The following is a 17,606-nucleotide window of genomic DNA, read 5'->3' on the forward strand; positions in this document are numbered from 1 at the left end:
CTGCCGACCGCCGCGCCACCCAATGCCGAACGCCTGCCGGCCGGTGCTCTCGCACTCGGCCGGCAGGCGTTTCTGCGTCAGTTCCCGATGCGCACGAACTGCGCGGCGCTGACCCGGTGGAACGCGGTGTTGCGCACCTCGAGGCGCACCACGCCGACGGCGCCCGCGGCGTATCGGAAGGTGCCGAGCGGGCGCCAGGCCGCTGCGCCCTCGGTCTGGTTCACGACGACCTCGGTGCTGCCGCCCTCGTGCTCGACCACGTAGGCGGCTGAGGTCGTGGTCTCCGGGTTCGTCGGGTACCACACGGAGACCCGGTACTCGCCGGGCTCCGCCAGCTGCACCTGCCAGGTCACGGTGCTCCCGACGGAGTCGACGTCGCTGTAGCGGGTGCGCGTGCCGTTCCATCCGGCCAGGCCGCTCGGGAACCAGAGCCCGGTCTCGAGGTAACCGGGCCACGGCGACTGGGTGTGGGCGATGAGTCCCTCGTCGGCGACTCGCACGAGCACGCCGCGGCGGATCGTGCCGTCGAGCCGAGCCTCGAACCGGTTCGTCGATCCCGGCGCGACGGACGCTCCGGCCGTCACCGTCCAGGTGTGCGTGAGATCCGAGCGCGGGGGCACCTCGACCACGACCTCCTTCTGGCCGATGCTCCACCCGCTCACGCCGAAGAGCGCCAGGCTGGCGCGCAACGGAGTGACGCCGGTGTTGATCACGAGAGCGGTGAGTCGCGCGGTCGCGCCGGGGCCGCTGATGATGGCGGTATCCGTCGTCAGCGACACCAGGCGGCGGCGGTCGATAACCTCGATCGCCGCCGGTCGCAGTTGCAGCGGTTCACCGGCTTCGACCGCCACGGATGCCGCGATCCGCACCTCGCCCGGCGCGGCTCCCGCCGCGACGATCGCCGCGGCTTCCACCCTGGCGGATCCCTGCGCGGGCACCGAAACGGTGGGGGCGCCGCCGTCGAGCTGCCAGCCGTCGGGCAGCGCCAGAGCCACTGCCCCGGCGAGCGGCTCGTCGGTCGGGTTGCGCACCTCCACGACGATCGGCACGCGGTCTCCGGCCGTGCTCGTGGCCTGGGCGACGACGTCTCCGGCCGCGCCGGAGCCGGCTCCGCTGATGCGGTTCGGGAGGCGCAGGGTGACCTCCTCGGTGGTCGTCGACCCGACGCTGACGGTGTAGCTGAAGTCGTCCGCCGACGACTCGACGGGAATCGTCCACTCGTAGGGATAGCCCTTGGGCTCCGCCTGCTGCACCGGGCCGTCGCCGATGCGATAGCCGAGGGTGGCCGGCTGCTCGGTGTCGATCTGCACGTAGGCGTCGTAGCCGGCCCGGCCGGGGCGCACGAGCAGCACGCCCCGGGCGAGGCCGTAGTCGGTGCCCGGGTCGGTGTCGACCTCGTGGAAGCTGTCGCGCCCGTGGTCGACGAGGTCGTCGAACGGCAGCGCGGGCCGGTCGACCGTCACGCCGCGCACGACGAGGGCGATGAGGCCGTGCCCGGGCACGCGCACCCTCAGGCGCCCGCCCGAGGCGACCTGCGTCGAACGCGTGCCGTCGGCGGCCACGACCTCGACCGCGGGAGCATCACCGCCGGTCAGCCCGGTCAGTTCGCCGGTGAGGTCGACGACGACGAACTGCGCATCGGCCGCCGAGTTCGTGAGGCTGACGTAGAGCGCATCGTTGCCGGTGCCCGCCATCCAGTTGACCAACGGGTTGTCGAGCGAGACGAGGCCCGCCGGGAAGTACGGCCACACGCCGTCCTCGCCGAAGAACGTGCCCGGGGCGTGCCCGTAGGCGAAGTACTTGAAGTACGCGAAGTCGGCCTCGAAGACGTGCGGGAAGTCGATCTGGCCGGCGCTGCGATAGAAGCTCTCGTTGATGAGGTAGTCCATCGCGAGGCCGAGCTGTGCGGGTGCGTGGTGGAAGTAGTACCCCGTGATCCCGACCGGGCCGCTCGTCGCGAAGTCGGGCTTCATCTGCGCCACCTGGAACTGGCGGCTGTAGTAGCCGGGATAGGTGGTGAACCGGCCGATCACCATGTTGTGGGCGACGTCGGCGAGCCACGGGTCACCGGCGTGGTGCGCGAGTCGCAGCAGGGCTCCGGCCCAGCACGGGTTGAAGACGTACCCGCCGCCCGGATCGGTCAGCGAGCTGGTCCCGAGCTTGAACGACGACAGCGCCTCGAAGGTGAGACCGGTCGGCGACACGTACCAGGCGGGCACGGTCTCGGGCGCGACATCCGTCACCGGATAGTCGGGCAGGGACGACCGCGACTCCCAGTCGTACTGCTGCATGACCACGTGCCCCTCGGGGACCGTGACCGTGTCATCGGGCACCGGGCGCACCGCCGTCTGCGTGACGAACCGCTGCGCCTCCCGATGCGCCCCCTCGAGAAAGACGGCCTCGCCGGTCAGCTCGAACAGCACCAGCAGGTCGACCCAGTACTTCGAGAAGCTGTAGGCGAAGCCGCCGGGCGGCTGCCCGTTGCCTCGATACGGCGTGAGGATCTCCTCCTGCACGTAGCGCCGGCCGATGAGCGTCGCCTCGGCGAGATAGGCCGGGTCGCCGGTGACCTGGTAGGTGGCCAGCGCGGTGGCGAACGGCGCCCGGCTCTGCCCGACCACGCCGGCCTTGGTGGCCTGCACTGCGAGCCGCTGGATTCCCGCGTTCCGCCCGTGGGTGAGCTGCGAGAGGGCCGCCAAGTTCACCGCGTCGGTGGGGATCCGGCCGATCCGGTACTGCGTCTTGTCGTTGTAGACCGAGCCGCCGATCACCGGCGAGTGACCGATGCCCTTCCGCGACAGCTGGTATTCGAGCGCCGGCCGGGCGCGCCGGTCGTAGAGCGTGCTGTCGGCGGTGCCGGTCAGGTAGTGCGCCGAGAGCAGCACGCCGCTGGCCGCGGTGCGCACCGCGTCCTCGTTCTCGACGTCGACGAACCCCTTGGCACGGTTCCACCACCCCGAGTACGAGGGGATGTAGTCGACCGAGTCGTCGCCGTCGGGCTCGATCGCGATGAGCTCCGTCATCGCGTGCACGGCGTCGGTCAGCGAGCGGTCGTAGACGTTGTGCCGGTAGGCCGTCAGGCCGTACTCGCGGCGGCACAGCTCGGTGTACGCGTCGTAGAGGGTGCCGATGCGCGCCGCGATGCCGAAGGCGAAGCCGCGTCGCTCTCCGGCCGCCATGGCCGTTCGAAGGCCCGGTTGCGGCGCGTAGATGCTCGGCACGACGTCGAGGCTGTCGTTGCGCAGGCTCATGCCGTACGGCTGCCGATCCGACATCAGCTGGCGTTCGTGCACGAACTCGGCCACCTCGGCTGGGAGGTACACGCCAGAGGTCACGGCGACGTCGGCGACCGCGTACTGGGTCAGCGCCATCGGCGCGAAGAGCTCCCACGCGCCGAGCGGCGCCGATCCGTCGACCACGGTGAGCGCGTGCTGGTACGAGCCGCAGAGCACCTCGTCGAGGTCGTCGAGCGATCTGGTGTCCTGGCTCTGGTAGCCCACGAGGTAGTCGCCCGCCGTCTTGGCCGTCAGCACGTAGTGCGCCTCGGGCTGGTCGCCGTCGAGCCGCCAGCGCACGACGAGTTCGACGTCGTCGGTGCTGGTGCGCAGCTCGATCGCCTGCCCGTTGAGACGTCGATACGAGGTGAACCCCAGCCAGCTCGGCTGCAACGGACCGTAGAGCTCGGGCGCGCTGCCCGAGGGCAGGGTGCCGGCCAGCACGACCCACTGCTCGTCGAAGCGGTGCTCGGGCGCGGTCAGCGACAGCCACTGCCCGTCGTGCTTGATCTCGAGGTCGCGGACGATCGTCTCGCCGCCGTCCCACCTGGCCTGGTGGAAGGTCATGCGATGGTTGCGCCCGACGAGGCGCGCGACGCGGGTGAGCGAGAGGTTCGGCTTGTCGAGTCGCCGCAACGCGTCGGCGAAGGCGCCTCCGGTGCTGCTGAACCCTGGGTCCGCCGCAGCGGTTTCGGGGTGTCCGCCGAGGACGGCCGGGAGCACGCCCGCGGCCAGGAGCAGTTGCAGTGCCGAACGCCGGCTCAACTGCCGGGGAGACGCTGCTGGGGCATCCACTGGGGAAACGTCGGGGTCGGTCGAAACGTGGTCGGCCGTTGGGCTCATCCTTGAATCCATAATTCATATGATGCAATCGATATGCGACAGTGTCAACGGTCATGCTGCCAGCGGTGCCGGTAGCGTCGATCGTGAACGCGCCAGAGAGGAACACCCGGTGACCCCGAACCGCCCAGAGGAACTGACCGAGTACTCGCTCACCGAGCTGCTCACGCCCCCCGTGCAGGCTGAGGAGGCCGCCGACTACGACGACTTCTGGCGGGGCACCTTCGATGCGTTCGGCACCGGGCCCGTCGCCTGGGAGACCGCGCGCGACCTCGACTCCACCGAGACGCACGCCGTGTCGGAGATCCGATTCGACTCGTCCGCCGGCGAGCACGCCGTCGCGTTCCTCGTGGTGCCGCACGACGCGGCCGCCGTGCAGCGCGGCCTCGTGATCGGGCACGGCTACGGCGGCCGCACCGCACCCGACCTCGAGCAGGTGCCGGCCGACACGGCCGCGATCTTCCCCGCGGCTCCTGGCACGGCGCCGAACACGGGGAGCCGCTTCCCGGCGCTCCCCGATGAGCACGTGCTCGCGGGCATCGCGCATCGCGACACGTACTCGCACCGCTTCGCGGCGGCGGACGTCTGGCGCGCCGCGACCGTACTGCTCGACGGTGCACCGGCTGCGGCCGCCGCGCTCGACTTCAGCGGCGGCAGCTTCGGCGGCGGCATCGGGGCGATGGCCCTCCCGTGGGACGCGCGGTTCCGTCGCGCCTCGCTCGACGTGCCGAGCTTCGGGCACCACGCGATCCGCCTCACCCGCCGCTGCACGGGCAGCGGCGAAGCCGTGCGACAGCACGTGCAGCGGCACCCCGAGGCGCGTTCGGTGCTCGGCTACTTCGACGCCGCGGTGGCGGCGCGTCGCATCGGCATCCCGACGCACGTGGCGGCTGCGGTGCTCGACCCCGCGGTCGACCCGCGGGGGCAGTTCGCCGTGTTCCACGCGCTGAGCGCGCCGAAGCGGCTCACCGTGCGACCGAACGGGCACCTCGATGGGCCCATCGCCGAGGTCGGCGAGCGGATGACACGCCGCGCCGCGGCCGATTTCTTCGCGCTCCCCGCCGACCGCCTGGCCTGAGCGCGGGCGATCGGCCCGCGGCATCCGTCACGAAGCGGATGCCGCGGCGCACGCCGAACGCCGGCGGCCTGCGGGTCCCTCCGCAGGCGGCCGGCGCCGGGCGATCGACTACGAGTTCGCGTCGAGCAGGTCCTGGACTTCCTTCTTCAGGGAGTTGAGGCCCGACTGCACGTCGACCTGGCCCGCGAGGATCGTCGCCACGCCGGCGCCGATCGCAGCATCGATCTGCGCGGTGACGGGCACGCGGTCCCATGCGGCACCGCGAGCGTGCTCGGAGACCTCGGTGCGGAACGTGGTCTGGTACTCGTCGGCGGCGAGCGCCGGGATCTGGTCGGCGACGGACTTCGCAGCCGGCGCGACGCCCGACTGCTCGTACTGCGCCGTCGCGGCGTCGATGTTCGTCGCGGCATAGGTGATGAAGTCGCGGCTCGTGAGCTCGCCCTCGCCGGCACTCGCGAACAGGCCTCCGCCCCAGGCGCGGTTGTACGACGGGTTGCCGTTGGCCGTGGGCCGTTCGATCGCGCTGATGTTGTCGATGATGTTCTGCGCGGCGCCGTTCGTCTTCACGAAGGTCGAGGCGAGCGGGGCGTCGTCGTAGAGGGCCGCTCGCCCGCTCGCGAACAGGATGCGCGCGTCGCTGCGAGCCACGTTCGCCTGGGTGAGGCCGTCGTCCTGCAGGGCCTTGTACCAGGTGATGGCCTCGACGCTCTCCTTGTCGCCGATCGTGCACTCGAAGTCGTCGGTGACGACCGGGCTGCCCCAGCCCCACATCCAGTGCGCGGCATCCTTCAGGTCGGGGTTCTTCGTGACCGCCGCGTAGGGGATCAGCGAGGAGTCCTGCGACTTGATCTTCTCGAGCGCGGTCGCGAACTGCTCGACCGTCATGCCCGACTTGATGCCGACGCTCTTGGCGATCTCGCCGTTCGTGATGATGCCGATGCCCGACGCAGTGAGCGGCAGCACGAGGAGCTTGCCGCCCATCGTGTACGAGTCGAGCACGCCCTGCGGGATGCCGAGCCCCTTGGCGAGGTCGGTGAGGTCGGCGAGCACGTCCATCGGCGTCAGCACCTGCCATCCGCCCGACTGGCCGACGCCCATGAGCTTGCCCGAGCGGCCGGTGAGTGCGAGCTGCGTCGCCGCCTGGTCGTAGGGGTAGATGACGGGCGAGACGGTGACGCCCTCCTCGGCGGAGAAGTCCTTGAGGATGGCCTCCCATGCGGGCTTCAGCGCCTCCTCGCCGAGCGAGTTGCCGTAGAAGTTGATCGTCTTGGCCTTGGTCGCGGCGTTGGCGCCGGCACTGGCGCCCGGCGCGGCCGGGGTGGCGCAGCCGGCGAGCGCGAGCGCGCCCAGTGCGGCGAAGGCCGTACCGCCGCCGATGAAGGCGCGGCGGCTGAGCTGCGAGGTCGAGAGGTTCATGTGGACTGCTCCTTCGTCGGAATGTGTGTTCGGTGCGGTGCGGTGGATCACGGCTACCCCTTCACGGCCCCCGACGCGAGGCCGGAGACGAAGTAGCGCTGGAGGAGGATGAAGATGATGGCGAGCGGCAACGAGGTGATGAGGGATGCCGCCATGAGTGCCGGCCAGTCGGCCGTGCCCTCGCGGATGAAGGCCTGGGTGAGGCCGGCGGGCAGTGTCTGCTTGTCGGGCCCCGCGAGCGTGAGCGCGAAGAGCAGGTCGCTCCAGCCGCGCATGAAGGCGAACATCGCCGCCGTGATGAGGCCGGGCACCACGAGCGGGAAGACGATCTGGAACATCGTCGCGATGCGCGAGAGGCCGTCGACCTTCGCCGCCTCGAGGATGTCGTCGGGCAGGCCGTCGATGATGCCCTTCAGGAGGAACACCACGAGCGGCAGGGTGAACGTCGTGAACGAGATGATGAGCGCCGTGTAGGTGTAGAGCAGGCCGGCGGAACTCAGCATCAGGTACAGCGAGATCAGGAGCAGCGCACCGGGGATCAGCTGCCCGATGAGGAACATGAACATGATCGCGTTGCGCCCGCGGTAGCGGAACTTCGAGAGCGAGTAGGCCATGATGCCGCCCACGAGCACGGAGAGTACGGCCGTGCCCGTCGAGACGATGAAGCTGTTCGCGAGGGCCTGGAGCAGTGCGTCGTTCTGGAAGAACCCGATGAAGTTGTCGAGCGTCGGGTCGACCGGGAAGAGCGGCCGATCGAGAGCGAACACCGCCTCCTTCTTCATGAACGCCGTCGACGTCAGCCAGTAGATCGGCAGGAGGCCGAAGAGGGCGAGCAGGATGAGCCCGAGGCGCCCGGGGATCGACAGTCTCGGGCGGATGATCGCCTCTCCGATGTCGCGGCCGTGACTCATCGCTTCTCCAGACGTCGGTTGAGCAGCAGGTATGCGCTCGAGATGATCGCGAGCAGGATGAGCCAGAGCACGCCCATGGCGGATGCCTTGCCGAGCTCGTAGCTGCCGAACGCGAGTTGATAGAGGCTGACGGCGAGCGTCGTGGTCGAGTCTCCGGGGCCGCCTCCCGTCATCACGAAGATCGTGTCGAAGTTGCCGAAGTTGTAGATGAACTCGAGCGTCGCGACGAGGGCGACGGGGCCGACGATGTGCGGGAACGAGATGTAGCGGAAGCGCTGCGAACGGGTGGCCCCGTCGATCGTCGCGGCCTCGAGCTGCTCGGCCGGCAGGGTCTGCAGCACCGAGAGGGCGACGACCATGATCCAGGGGAACGAGTGCCACGTCTTCGCGATCACGACGGCCGCCATCGCACCGGTGGGGTTGCCGAGCATGCTCACCTCGGGCAGGCCCACCATGGTCAGCAAGTGGTTCAGCACGCCGTAGCTGTCGTTGAAGATCCACGCCCAGAGGAAGGAGACCACGACGCCGGGCAGGAGCCACGGCAGCATGAGCGTGCCGCGCAGGATGTTGCGACCGCGGAGGCGTGCGTTCAAGAGCACGGCGAGCGCGACGCCGAGCAGCACGGGGAAGATCGTCGCGAGCGTCGCGAAGGTGAGCGTCGTGCCGAGCCGCGCCATGAACTCGCCGAAGATCGCGACGTAGTTGTCGAAGCCGACGAAGGTGCGATCGGGCGTGAGCAGCGACTGGTCGTAGAGGCTCGTGCCGATGCTGGAGACGAGCGGATAGATCGCGATCACGAGGAAGAGCAGGACCGCGGGGAGTGCGATCATGAATCCGAAGGTGCGATCCTTCGCGCCGAGGGTCGAACGCCGCCCGGATCGCGGCCCGGTCGGCTCGGTCGCCTCGCGTGTCGCGGGTCGTTCGAGGATGGCTTGCTGCATTGCGTTCACTTCCCGAGAGATGGCGACCCCTCATCAGGGCCCCTGTGCGTCGTCGTCACAAGTGGTCAACGCTGACGTGCGGCCAGTAAACCACAATGCGGATTCGAAATCCACAAAATGCATAACTCACCCATATTTGGATTGCTTCAGCCGATTCCGGTTACTACACTGACGGCAACGGCGCAGCCCGAGCGGGTAAGCAACGACGCGCGGCAACTGCATGAGAAGGAGTCCCGATGGCATCGGAATCGGTCGGCGGCACACAGACCGTCGAACGGGCTATGTCCCTGCTCGCGTGTTTCACCGAGGAGGCCGGCGAGCTGCGGGTGTCGGAGCTCTGCGCGCTCACGGGGCTCGGACAGTCGACCGTCTCGCGCATGATGTCGGCGCTCGACCGCATGCGGTTCGTCGTGCAGGACGACCGGACCGGCCTCTACCGGCTCGGCCCTGCAGCGGTCTCGCTCGGCACGATCGCCCTCAACGGCTCCCCGATCTTCCGAGCGTCGCGCCAGATCGCCCAGAACCTCGCGCACCGGCTCGGCATCGGCGTGAACGTCGCGGAGCGGAGCGGCTTCACCTTCACCTATCTCTGCAACTTCGAGGGCGCGCTCGCCCCGAAGTCGTTCGCGATGGCGGGCCGCACCGCCCCGTTGCACGCCACCGGGCTCGGCAAGGCGCTGCTGTCGGGCATGCCGTCCGAACTCGTCGACGAGTACTTCGCGAACACGCCCCAGCGGTTCACCCCGCACACGATCGTCGACCGCGACGCCATGGAGGTCGCCCTCGAGGAGACCCGCAGCCGCGGCTACGCCACGGAGATCGAGGAGCTCGCCTTCGGGCGGGCCTGCATCGCGGCACCCGTTCGCAACCGCGCCGGCGAGATCGTCGCGGGCCTCTCCGCGAGCGGCCCGCTCTCGGTGCTCGACCTGCAGGCGCCCCACCAGGAGATCGCGCTGCAGGTGATCGAGGCCGCCGATGAGATCTCCGTCGCCCTCGGCTACAGCCCCTCCCACTCCGCGACGGCGTACGCGTCGCTCTGAGCCTCGCTCTGGGCCTCGCTCTGAGCCTCCCGCCGCGACGGCGCTCGCGGCCACCCGTCACCCACACTGAACCCCACGCCGCGGCATCCGTCGACGGCACTCGACCACTCACGTCACCGGAGACCCTAGTGAAAATCGCGCGCGTCCAGACCTTCCCCCTCTTCATCTCGAAGGAGGATGCCGACGACTCCTACGCGGGCGAGGCGGCGGTCGAGCACCGCGGCTACATGATCAGGCCGCCGTGGCGCAGCCTCTACTCCCCCGGCTACGAGACCCTCATCGTGAAGATCGAGACCGACGACGGCCTGGTGGGCTGGGGCGAGGGACTCGCCCCCGTCGCCCCCGAGGTCGCCGCGGCGATCGTCGACCACCTGCTCACCCCGCTCATCCTCGGAGAGGACCCGCGTTCGGTGCGCACGCTCTGGCACCGGATGTCGGAGTCGATGCGCGAACGCGGACACCTGACCGGCCACCAGGCCGACGCGATGGCCGCCGTCGACATCGCGCTGTGGGACCTCTGGGGCAAGGCGACCGGCCTCTCCGTCTCCGAACTCGCAGGCGGGCGGTTCGCCGAGGTACTGCCGACCTACGTGTCGGGCGTGCGCGGCGCCGACGACGCCGAGATCGCCGAGAAGACCGCGGTGCTCGTCGAAGCGGGCGTGCGCCGGTTCAAGATGCACCTCGGCACCGACCTCCGCACCGACCTCGCGACCTACGACGCCGTGCGCGGCGCGCACCCCGACCTGCAGGTCGCCCTCGACGCGCACTGGAGCTACCGCCTCGGCGAGGCGAAGGCCCTCGGGCGCGAGCTCGACGAGCGCCACGCCTGGTTCTTCGAGGCGCCGCTCGCCCCCGAAGACGTCGAGGGCCACCGCGACCTCGCCGCATCCATCGACACTCCCGTCGCCATCGGCGAGGCGATGCGCAGCCGCTTCGAGTTCACCGATTGGCTGAGCCGGCGAGCCGTCGGCCTCACGCAGCCCGACATCGGGCGCACGGGCATCACCGAGGGCCTCGCGATCGCGGCCGTCGCCGACGCCTTCCACGCGCAGGTGGCACCGCACCACTCGGCGGCATTCGGCATCGCGATGGCCGCCGGCCTGCACGTCGCAGCGAGCTCGCCGTCGCTGCTCGCGTTCGAATACCAGCCGCTCACCCTGCCGGTCGCGAACCGGATTCTCACGACCCCGCTCGAGGTCGCGCCGAACGGCGATTTCACGGTGCCGACCGGCCCGGGCCTCGGCGTGAGCGTCGACGAGGACTTCGTGCAGGAGTTCGTGCGCCGCTGAGCCGCACAGGCGGGGCGCCCGGCCGAGCGGCCCGCCCGCGCACTTCTGGTCGCGTCGATCGCCATCCGTGCCCGCACGATGGTCCTTCGGAACGTCGGCGCACGTGAAGCGGTATTTCTCAGGATGAGTGCAGTGTTGCCTGCACATACGATGCCGAGGCGCCGCTAATCCTGAAAACGTGCGGCCCGGGCGTGCCCTCGAGCCCGATCGCCCGACCGGGCGTCTGCCGCGACATGCAGCCGGGGTTGCGTGGGCAGCTTGCTCCATTGCGTTCGAGCGTCGATTTCAGCAGGAAAGCGGCGCGCCACGCAGGATTCGTGACGCTTTTTTGCAGTCGCGTCGAGTTGTGTGAAACTTTCCCGTGGCCCGCCGGCGTACCGGCTCGGCCGAGCCGAAAGGGACCTCCGGATGCACCGCACTGAACTCGACCCCGACGCGAACGCGCCGCGCGACCCCGCGACGCGCATGCACTCGACGTCCGACGAGACCTCGCATCTCGTCGACCTCGTGCTCGGCTACTCGCGCCGCCGCATCCTGAGCGACGACACGCCGCTCGACAAGCCCGTCTCCGAGTCCGAGCTGCGCCGACTCGCGGGCCGCACGATCGACGAGCAGGGCATCGGAGCGGCTCGCGCCCTCGCGCTCTTCGAGCACGTGCTCGCGCCCGCCTGCATCACGACCGACCATCCGCAGTACCTCTCCTTCATCCCGACGGCGCCGACGAAGGCCGCGACCGCCTTCGACCTCGTGGTCTCGGCGAGCGCCCTCTACGGCGGCTCCTGGCTCGAGGGCGCGGGCGCGGTCTACGCCGAGAACGAGGTGCTCTCCTGGCTCGGCCGCGAGTTCGGCCTGCCAGCCGGCTCGGGCGGCGTCTTCGTGCAGGGCGGCACACTCGGCAACCTCTCGGCCCTCGTCGCGGCGCGCGAGCACGCTCGCGGCCGATTGAGCGACGGCGCAGCGGATGCCGCGGTGCCCGCGCCGCCCGGCGGCCGCTGGAAGATCGTGTGCAGCGCAGAGGCGCACTCCTCGATCGCCTCGGCCGCCCGCGTCATGGACGTCGACGTGGTGCCCGTGAAGCCGGCCGGCGACGGCATGCTGCGCGGCGACGACGTGCGCTCCGCGCTCGAGGAGCACGGGGCATCCGTCTTCGCCGTCGTCGCGACGGCCGGCTCGACGAACTTCGGCATCGTCGACGACCTCGCCTCGATCGCGGCGCTGAAGCGCGACTTCGAGTTCTGGTTCCACGTCGACGGGGCCTACGGTCTCGCGGGCATGCTCTCGCCGCTCGCACGCGCCCGCTTCGCGGGCGTCGAGCACGCCGACTCGGTGATCGTCGACCCCCACAAGTGGCTCTTCGCCCCCTTCGACGCGTGCGCCCTCATCTACCGCGACCCCGAGCAGGGCCGCCGTGCGCACACCCAGCACGCCGAGTACCTCGACACCCTCACCGAGGGCGGCGACTGGAGCCCGTCGGACTACGCGGCCCACCTCACGCGCCGGGCGCGCGGCCTGCCGCTCTGGTTCTCGCTCGCGACCTACGGCGGCACGGCGTACCGCGAAGCGATCTCGAGCTCGATCGCGCTGGCGCAGCAGGTCGCCGACGAGATCGAGCGACGCGAGGGGCTCAGCCTCGTGCGGTCGCCCCAACTGTCGGTCGTGGTGTTCGAGCGCGACGGCTGGACGAAGGGCGACTACGACGCGTGGTCGGCGCGGCTCCTCGACGAGCAGCGCGCCTTCGTGACGCCGAGCTCGCACGGCGGCCGGCCGAACACCCGCTTCGCGATCGTGAACCCGAACACGACGTTCGAGCACCTCGTGGCGATCCTCGACACGATGGGCTGATCGGGCCCTCAGACCCGCGCGACCGCGATGTGCGCCGCGAGCGCGCTCGTCGGCGCGACGTCGGCGAGCGCCGCGGCGCCGTCGAGCGGGTGCGCGTCGCCGAGCCTGATCTCGGCATCGGGCATCGCGGCCCGCACCGCAGCCACGAACTCCCGCCCGAGCACGTCCCCGAGGAACAGCCCGCCGACGCCGCGCACCTGGGCGCCGGCGGCATCCGATTCACCGACCCGGCGAAGTCCGGCGAACGCGGATGCCGCGAGCTCACGCGCCCCCGCGATGACGATCTGGTCGGCGACGCCGTCACCGGCTGCGGCGGCATTCGCGACGGCACGGGCGTACGACGCGACGCGACGCACGCGGTCGGAGTCGGCCTGCAGCTCGATGTAGGCGGCCTCGAGGTCGGGAAAGTCGGCGCGCACGACGTCGGTCAGCGCCGTCGCGACCCCGCGCCCGTCGTGGGCGCGCATGACGGCGTCGAGCGCCGCTCGCCCGAGCCAGTAGCCGCTTCCGGCGTCGCCCATGATGTGGCCCCAGCCGTCGACTCGAGCGATGTCGTCGGCGCCGACCGCGAGGGTGACGACGCCGGTGCCGGCCGCGACGACGACCCCGCGCTCGTCGCCGAGCGCACCGAGGTAGGCCGTGATCGAGTCGTGGGCGAGGTGCACGCTGCGCGCGCCGATCGGAGCCGCGGCGGCGAGCAGGTAGCCGGCGTCGGCCTCGTCGTCCGTCAGCCCCGAGACCCCCAGCCCGACGCGTGCGGCGGTGCGACCGCCCTCGTGCGCCTGCTCGATGATGCGCGCGAGTTGCGGCAGCAGCGGCAGGTCGGTGCGGATGCCGGGGGCCGACCATTCACCCGAGCCCGAGGCATCCGTGTGCCTGACCTTGATGCCCGACTGGCCGGCGTCGATCGCGAGGGTGCTCGAAGTCACGGCTGCGACGCTACCAGTCGGGGTGCCATCGAGCGGATGCGGCGGAGTCGCACCTACGCCGTGGGCGGATCCGACGAAACCGAGTCGCCGCCCGCCAACGCCTCGGCGAGCAGGAGCTCGGTCTGCACCGTTCGCCAGCGAGCGTGGGCCTTGAGCGCCTTCGCGGCCGAGAGGAGCAGCACGATGAAGCAGCCGATGACGGCGAGCAGCGCCAGGGCGAAGAGCACCCAGACGATCGGATACATCCAGGAGATGTTGAAGCTCACCACGTCATACATCCCTCGACCGTAGTGGCCATCGTGGGTCGGGCCGCCTCGCGCGCGCAACTGTGGAAAACTCGCGCGACGGCGCGACCGACATCAGGCCGCCTCGCATCGCGGAACAGGCCGCGCGCCGCCACTACGCTGGCGAACCATGAGCGCACCCATCGTCGTCTCGGGCCCGGCCGCCTGGAACCGCATCGTCTACCTCGAGCACCTGCCGGAGCCGGTGCCGCACATGCAGTTCGCGCTCGACGACTACGAGACGATCGGCGGCACCTCAGCAGGCAAGGCGCTCGGGCTCGCGACCCTGGGCCGTCCCGTGCTGCTGCACACCCTCATCGGCGACGACGACGAGGGGCGCCGCGTGCGGGGCGCCCTCGAGGCATCCGGTGTCGCCATCGCGAGCCTCGCCTCCGCGCGCACCGAGAGCCACCTGAACCTCATGACCCGGCAGGGCGAGCGGGTCTCGCTCTACCTGAGCGCGCCGGCCGATCCGGGAACGCCGCCGTCGACGGAACTCGCGCAGGCGATGCGGGATGCCCCGGCGATCGTGCTCGATCTCTCGGAGCGTTCCCGCGGACTCATCGGCGCGGCGCGCGCCACCGGCCGGCCGATCTGGACGGACATCCACGACTACGACGGCACGGCCGACTTCCACCGCCCGTTCATCACGGCCGCCGACTGGATCTTCATGAACGCCGACCGCATCGGCGGCGACCCACGACCGTTCATGGAGCAGTGCGTGCGCGGCGGGGCATCCGTCGTCGTCTGCACGCTCGGGGCGCAGGGCGCGATCGCGATCAGCGCCGGCGACCACGGGCGGATGCTCCGGTCCGAGGTCGCGGCCGTGCCCGTCGAGGTGCTCGACACCAACGGGGCCGGCGACGCCTTCATGTCCGGAGTGCTCGACGCGCACCTCGACGGCGTGCCGCTCGACGAGGCGCTCGAGGCCGGCGCGCGGCATGCCGCGACCGTGCTCACGACGCGGCACCTGCATCCCGTGCTCGACGGGCTGCTCGGGCTCGGCTGAGTCTTCCTTCCTGCGGGCCGCGGACCCGAGTTCCCGAGTTGACCTTGTGCTGCTTGCTACATTTGGGCGAGTTGCGTCGGGAAGGGGCCCCATGGAACAGCGGTCAACGGACGGGTACATCTTCTTGGGTACGGCGGTCCGATATCTGATGGACATGAAGCCTGGCTTCACTGTCTACGGCGACGCGCACGTACTCTTCAATATCAACAGCCTTGAGCACATGCTCGACGCGTACGAGTTCTATGTGACTTCACGCGTGGGTTACGCGTTGTTCAAAGTCCGCGACGAACTTGCGAAGGATCTTGCTGATCACGAAGGCGATGACGAGTGGATTGGCCAGCGTGGACTAACAGACAACGAGACCACTCGCATCGTCAATGCGGCCGGTATCTTGCGAGAGACGCTTCTCGCAGAATCAAAGGGCAAGGTCGCCTTCATCGCGTCGGACAAGCGCTACACAGTTGCCAAACTCATTACTGATGTTGGGTCGCTCATGGGCCCGGGTGTTTACGAATCCATGCCCGACTTGGCGCGTTACGACTTCGAGGAGGGTGGCAAAGCCCTCGCATACGATCTGCCGACCGCTGCGGGCTTTCATATCCTGCGAGGCACCGAGGCCGTACTGCGCGACTTCTACTGTCGCGTTGTCCGCCGTGATCGAATCAATGAGCCACGAATGTGGGCGGCGATGATCAGCCACATGAGAGGCAAGCGGAATGCTCCAGCCAATCTTCTCCTAGACAACCTGGACAGCTTGCGGTCGAACTTTCGAAATCCGACCCAACATCCAGAAAAGACCTACGACCAAGATGAGGTGCAAGACCTCTTGGCCCTGGCCATCGACTCAATCAACCGAATGGTTCGGCATCTCGCGGATAGGTCGCTCTAACAGGTCGAATTGCGTCTGATGGGGCAATGCCTTGCGACGAACCGATCTCGATGCGGGCGGTCGAACAGCACGCGAGCGCGAGCGGCATCCAGCGTGTCACGCTCGGCGCCAACGGGCGGGTCGTCGGCATCGGCGCCCCGAACGGTGCTTCACCCGCGCAGCGCCGCGCCCTCGCCGCCCGCGCCGGCGGTTGCATCATCCCCGTGTGCGACACCCCGACGTGGGCAACCGACGTGCACCAAGTCCTCCCGTGGCGGAACGGCGGTGCCACGCACGCCGACAACAGCGCTCGCCGTTAGTACATCCTCTGTAGCACGCTCTCCGGGCGGAGTATTAGCGCCGGTCCATTCCTGAACACCATGGCGCATGGTACTTTCAGCGCACGTGGTAGGGGGGCCAATGACTAAATCGTCCGTGTTGGATGAGATCGACCGCGAGATCGAAGAACAGAAGGCTCCCATCGCGTACGTGGGGCGAGTGGGAATACTCTTCTTTGCGCTTCCCGCGCGTGATCACGGTCATACAAGCGTGCCCACACCCAACGAGTTCTATGACCAGCTTGTTGCACAGCTCACGAGTGATGCTCGCGTAAAAGAGTTGCGCGCGCCATCGTCGGGTGAGAACGAGCTCCGCCCGGAGTCGTTCTCAGCTGCGGGGTGGCGCCAGGGGCGGACAGACGGAAAACCGGATGGGCCGCACCTTCACATTCACGTTGCGTCCTTCCGAACGCCAATCCTCATGGCGATCAACGTTCCGCAGCGTCTCCAACCCCAGGATCGGGGCGAACGAGGAATTCCGGCCGAAGAGTACTGGGTCGCTTGGGACGGCGTCCAACTTCTCGTGCTCTGGGACCGAAACGCGACTGAGCACTCTCTGGGCTACTACGGTGGCTTCGCGGCCATGGAGATTATCTCGGACGCCTTGGATGAGCTTGGGCTTTCGCCGCGTAATCAACCGTGCGGCCCCTACTGTAAGTACCCCTTCGCACACCAAGACCTCCTTGTCGCTCCGGCCGCGGACACGTCGAAGGTCCGGCTGCGTGAAGAGGGCCGGTTCACCGTAAGAATCGACTGTCCGTCCGAACCGGACGTGCTCGAACTCGCCCATCGGCTCTCGAGATCCTTCTCACTTACCGTCAACACCTTCGCAAAGATGCGTAGCTTCGGCGATTCTGTTTCGGGAACGGAGATAAAAGCGCGCCGCGAACTCGCCGACCTGCTGCAACATCAATACGAGATCGCTAGGACAGCGGCAGAGCCTTTCATCCGGTCGATCCGCCTGCGGTGGAAGAATCGTGGGCTACGTCGCAAGATGTCGAAAGGCGTTGCGAGGCTCTGGATGCACCTGGCAACAATCGAGCGAAATCAGCGTCACTGCATCGAAGGCAGGTACATCTACGACACAAGCGCGCAGCGTCAGGGCATAGGCCTCATCTTCAAGACGGAGTACCCGCAGTTTTTGAACAGCATCGACACCCTTGAGATCGACACACTCCGCGCGACAGTTGAGCAGCTTTCGATGCGCGTTGACACCCGAATAATCGCTGTCGCGACGATCGCGGGGGCAATGTCGGGTGCACTCGTCGGTGCACTCGTGACGCTCTTGAGGCCGTCTGGTGCGGCTTGACCTGACTGCAGTAGCTCGGGAGCCCTGTAGCGCTGAGGTCGGCAAACGTGCACCCCGTCAGGGGGTGAACGCACGACAGGTTAGTGCCTTGCTCGTGGTGCTGATGAGCGTCGATGGTCTCGGGTTGATTGGATCGATCTCGGTTGAGGGCGAGTCCCAGTGTCAGCCCGCTCGTCGTGCCGCTGCGCTCGCCCGTCGGCGCGCTGGACCCAGCGGCACCGCCCCTGTCGCCTGAAT

14 protein-coding genes are annotated in these 17,606 nt (G+C 69.0%); 8 read left to right on the forward strand and 6 right to left on the reverse strand.

The window, feature by feature from the left end:
- Window positions 1–77: 77 nt before the first annotated feature.
- The gene (locus VPH61_RS04590; protein ID WP_332062331.1) at window positions 78–4,118 is read right to left on the reverse strand and encodes a golvesin C-terminal-like domain-containing protein; all 4,041 of its coding nucleotides are present in this window, start codon (window positions 4,116–4,118) and stop codon (window positions 78–80) included.
- Between the two features lie 109 nt (window positions 4,119–4,227).
- On the opposite strand from VPH61_RS04590, the gene VPH61_RS04595 reads away from it, so the two are divergent.
- Window positions 4,228–5,193, forward strand: coding sequence for an acetylxylan esterase (locus VPH61_RS04595; RefSeq protein WP_332062332.1), 966 nt, complete (start codon window positions 4,228–4,230; stop codon window positions 5,191–5,193).
- A 108-nt stretch (window positions 5,194–5,301) separates the two neighbouring features.
- Here the strand turns inward: VPH61_RS04595 and VPH61_RS04600 are convergent, their stop codons facing one another.
- The 3 genes from VPH61_RS04600 to VPH61_RS04610 are packed head-to-tail and all read right to left on the reverse strand — an operon-like array spanning window position 5,302 to window position 8,461.
- Entirely contained in the window at window positions 5,302–6,609 is a 1,308-nt protein-coding gene (locus VPH61_RS04600) for an extracellular solute-binding protein (RefSeq protein WP_332062333.1), read from the reverse strand.
- 53 nt (window positions 6,610–6,662) lie between these two features.
- On the reverse strand, window positions 6,663–7,520 hold the full coding sequence (locus VPH61_RS04605; protein ID WP_056006939.1) for a carbohydrate ABC transporter permease: 858 nt from the start codon (window positions 7,518–7,520) through the stop codon (window positions 6,663–6,665).
- Entirely contained in the window at window positions 7,517–8,461 is a 945-nt protein-coding gene (locus tag VPH61_RS04610) for a carbohydrate ABC transporter permease (RefSeq protein WP_332062334.1), read from the reverse strand. Before VPH61_RS04610 ends, VPH61_RS04605 begins: the two co-directional genes overlap by 4 nt.
- Before the next feature lie 236 nt (window positions 8,462–8,697).
- Between VPH61_RS04610 and VPH61_RS04615 the strand changes: the two genes are divergently transcribed.
- The 3 genes from VPH61_RS04615 (at window position 8,698) to VPH61_RS04625 (ending at window position 12,632) form a co-directional block, all read left to right on the forward strand.
- Window positions 8,698–9,501 (forward strand): IclR family transcriptional regulator, encoded by an 804-nt coding sequence (locus VPH61_RS04615; RefSeq protein ID WP_332062335.1) that lies wholly within the window; start codon window positions 8,698–8,700, stop codon window positions 9,499–9,501.
- Between the two features lie 128 nt (window positions 9,502–9,629).
- Entirely contained in the window at window positions 9,630–10,790 is a 1,161-nt protein-coding gene (locus VPH61_RS04620) for a mandelate racemase/muconate lactonizing enzyme family protein (RefSeq protein ID WP_332062336.1), read from the forward strand.
- A 408-nt stretch (window positions 10,791–11,198) separates the two neighbouring features.
- Complete coding sequence (locus VPH61_RS04625) at window positions 11,199–12,632, forward strand: pyridoxal phosphate-dependent decarboxylase family protein (protein ID WP_332062337.1); 1,434 nt, start codon at window positions 11,199–11,201, stop codon at window positions 12,630–12,632.
- Window positions 12,633–12,640: 8 nt separating this feature from the next.
- Here the strand turns inward: VPH61_RS04625 and VPH61_RS04630 are convergent, their stop codons facing one another.
- Window positions 12,641–13,561, reverse strand: a complete 921-nt coding sequence (locus VPH61_RS04630; RefSeq protein ID WP_332062338.1) for a BadF/BadG/BcrA/BcrD ATPase family protein — start codon at window positions 13,559–13,561, stop codon at window positions 12,641–12,643.
- Window positions 13,562–13,614: 53 nt separating this feature from the next.
- A complete protein-coding gene (locus VPH61_RS04635) occupies window positions 13,615–13,839 on the reverse strand; it encodes a hypothetical protein (RefSeq protein ID WP_332062339.1) in 225 nt (74 codons plus the stop codon).
- Between the two features lie 136 nt (window positions 13,840–13,975).
- Here VPH61_RS04635 and VPH61_RS04640 point away from each other — a divergent pair, with 136 nt between their 5' ends.
- The 4 genes from VPH61_RS04640 to VPH61_RS04655 all read left to right on the forward strand — a co-directional run bounded on the left by VPH61_RS04640 (window position 13,976) and on the right by VPH61_RS04655 (window position 17,369).
- Window positions 13,976–14,854, forward strand: coding sequence for a carbohydrate kinase family protein (locus VPH61_RS04640; protein ID WP_332062340.1), 879 nt, complete (start codon window positions 13,976–13,978; stop codon window positions 14,852–14,854).
- A 91-nt stretch (window positions 14,855–14,945) separates the two neighbouring features.
- Window positions 14,946–15,743: a hypothetical protein gene (locus tag VPH61_RS04645; RefSeq protein ID WP_332062341.1), complete on the forward strand. Its 798-nt coding sequence runs from the start codon at window positions 14,946–14,948 to the stop codon at window positions 15,741–15,743.
- Between the two features lie 26 nt (window positions 15,744–15,769).
- Window positions 15,770–16,042, forward strand: coding sequence for an HNH endonuclease signature motif containing protein (locus tag VPH61_RS04650; RefSeq protein WP_332062342.1), 273 nt, complete (start codon window positions 15,770–15,772; stop codon window positions 16,040–16,042).
- A gap of 118 nt (window positions 16,043–16,160) precedes the next feature.
- Window positions 16,161–17,369, forward strand: a complete 1,209-nt coding sequence (locus VPH61_RS04655) for a hypothetical protein (protein ID WP_332062343.1) — start codon at window positions 16,161–16,163, stop codon at window positions 17,367–17,369.
- Window positions 17,370–17,606: the final 237 nt, after the last annotated feature.

The organism is Agromyces sp. CCNWLW203 (genome assembly GCF_036576125.1).
Taxonomy (GTDB): domain Bacteria; phylum Actinomycetota; class Actinomycetes; order Actinomycetales; family Microbacteriaceae; genus Agromyces.

Coding starts and splice junctions, on each gene's coding strand:
- VPH61_RS04590 (WP_332062331.1), bottom strand. CDS start 4,118: ATGAGCCCAACGGCCGACCACGTTTCGACCGACCCCGACGTTTCCCCA.
- VPH61_RS04600 (WP_332062333.1), bottom strand. CDS start 6,609: ATGAACCTCTCGACCTCGCAGCTCAGCCGCCGCGCCTTCATCGGCGGC.
- VPH61_RS04605 (WP_056006939.1), bottom strand. CDS start 7,520: ATGAGTCACGGCCGCGACATCGGAGAGGCGATCATCCGCCCGAGACTG.
- VPH61_RS04610 (WP_332062334.1), bottom strand. CDS start 8,461: ATGCAGCAAGCCATCCTCGAACGACCCGCGACACGCGAGGCGACCGAG.
- VPH61_RS04615 (WP_332062335.1), top strand. CDS start 8,698: ATGGCATCGGAATCGGTCGGCGGCACACAGACCGTCGAACGGGCTATG.
- VPH61_RS04625 (WP_332062337.1), top strand. CDS start 11,199: ATGCACCGCACTGAACTCGACCCCGACGCGAACGCGCCGCGCGACCCC.
- VPH61_RS04635 (WP_332062339.1), bottom strand. CDS start 13,839: ATGTATGACGTGGTGAGCTTCAACATCTCCTGGATGTATCCGATCGTC.
- VPH61_RS04640 (WP_332062340.1), top strand. CDS start 13,976: ATGAGCGCACCCATCGTCGTCTCGGGCCCGGCCGCCTGGAACCGCATC.
- VPH61_RS04645 (WP_332062341.1), top strand. CDS start 14,946: ATGGAACAGCGGTCAACGGACGGGTACATCTTCTTGGGTACGGCGGTC.
- VPH61_RS04650 (WP_332062342.1), top strand. CDS start 15,770: ATGCCTTGCGACGAACCGATCTCGATGCGGGCGGTCGAACAGCACGCG.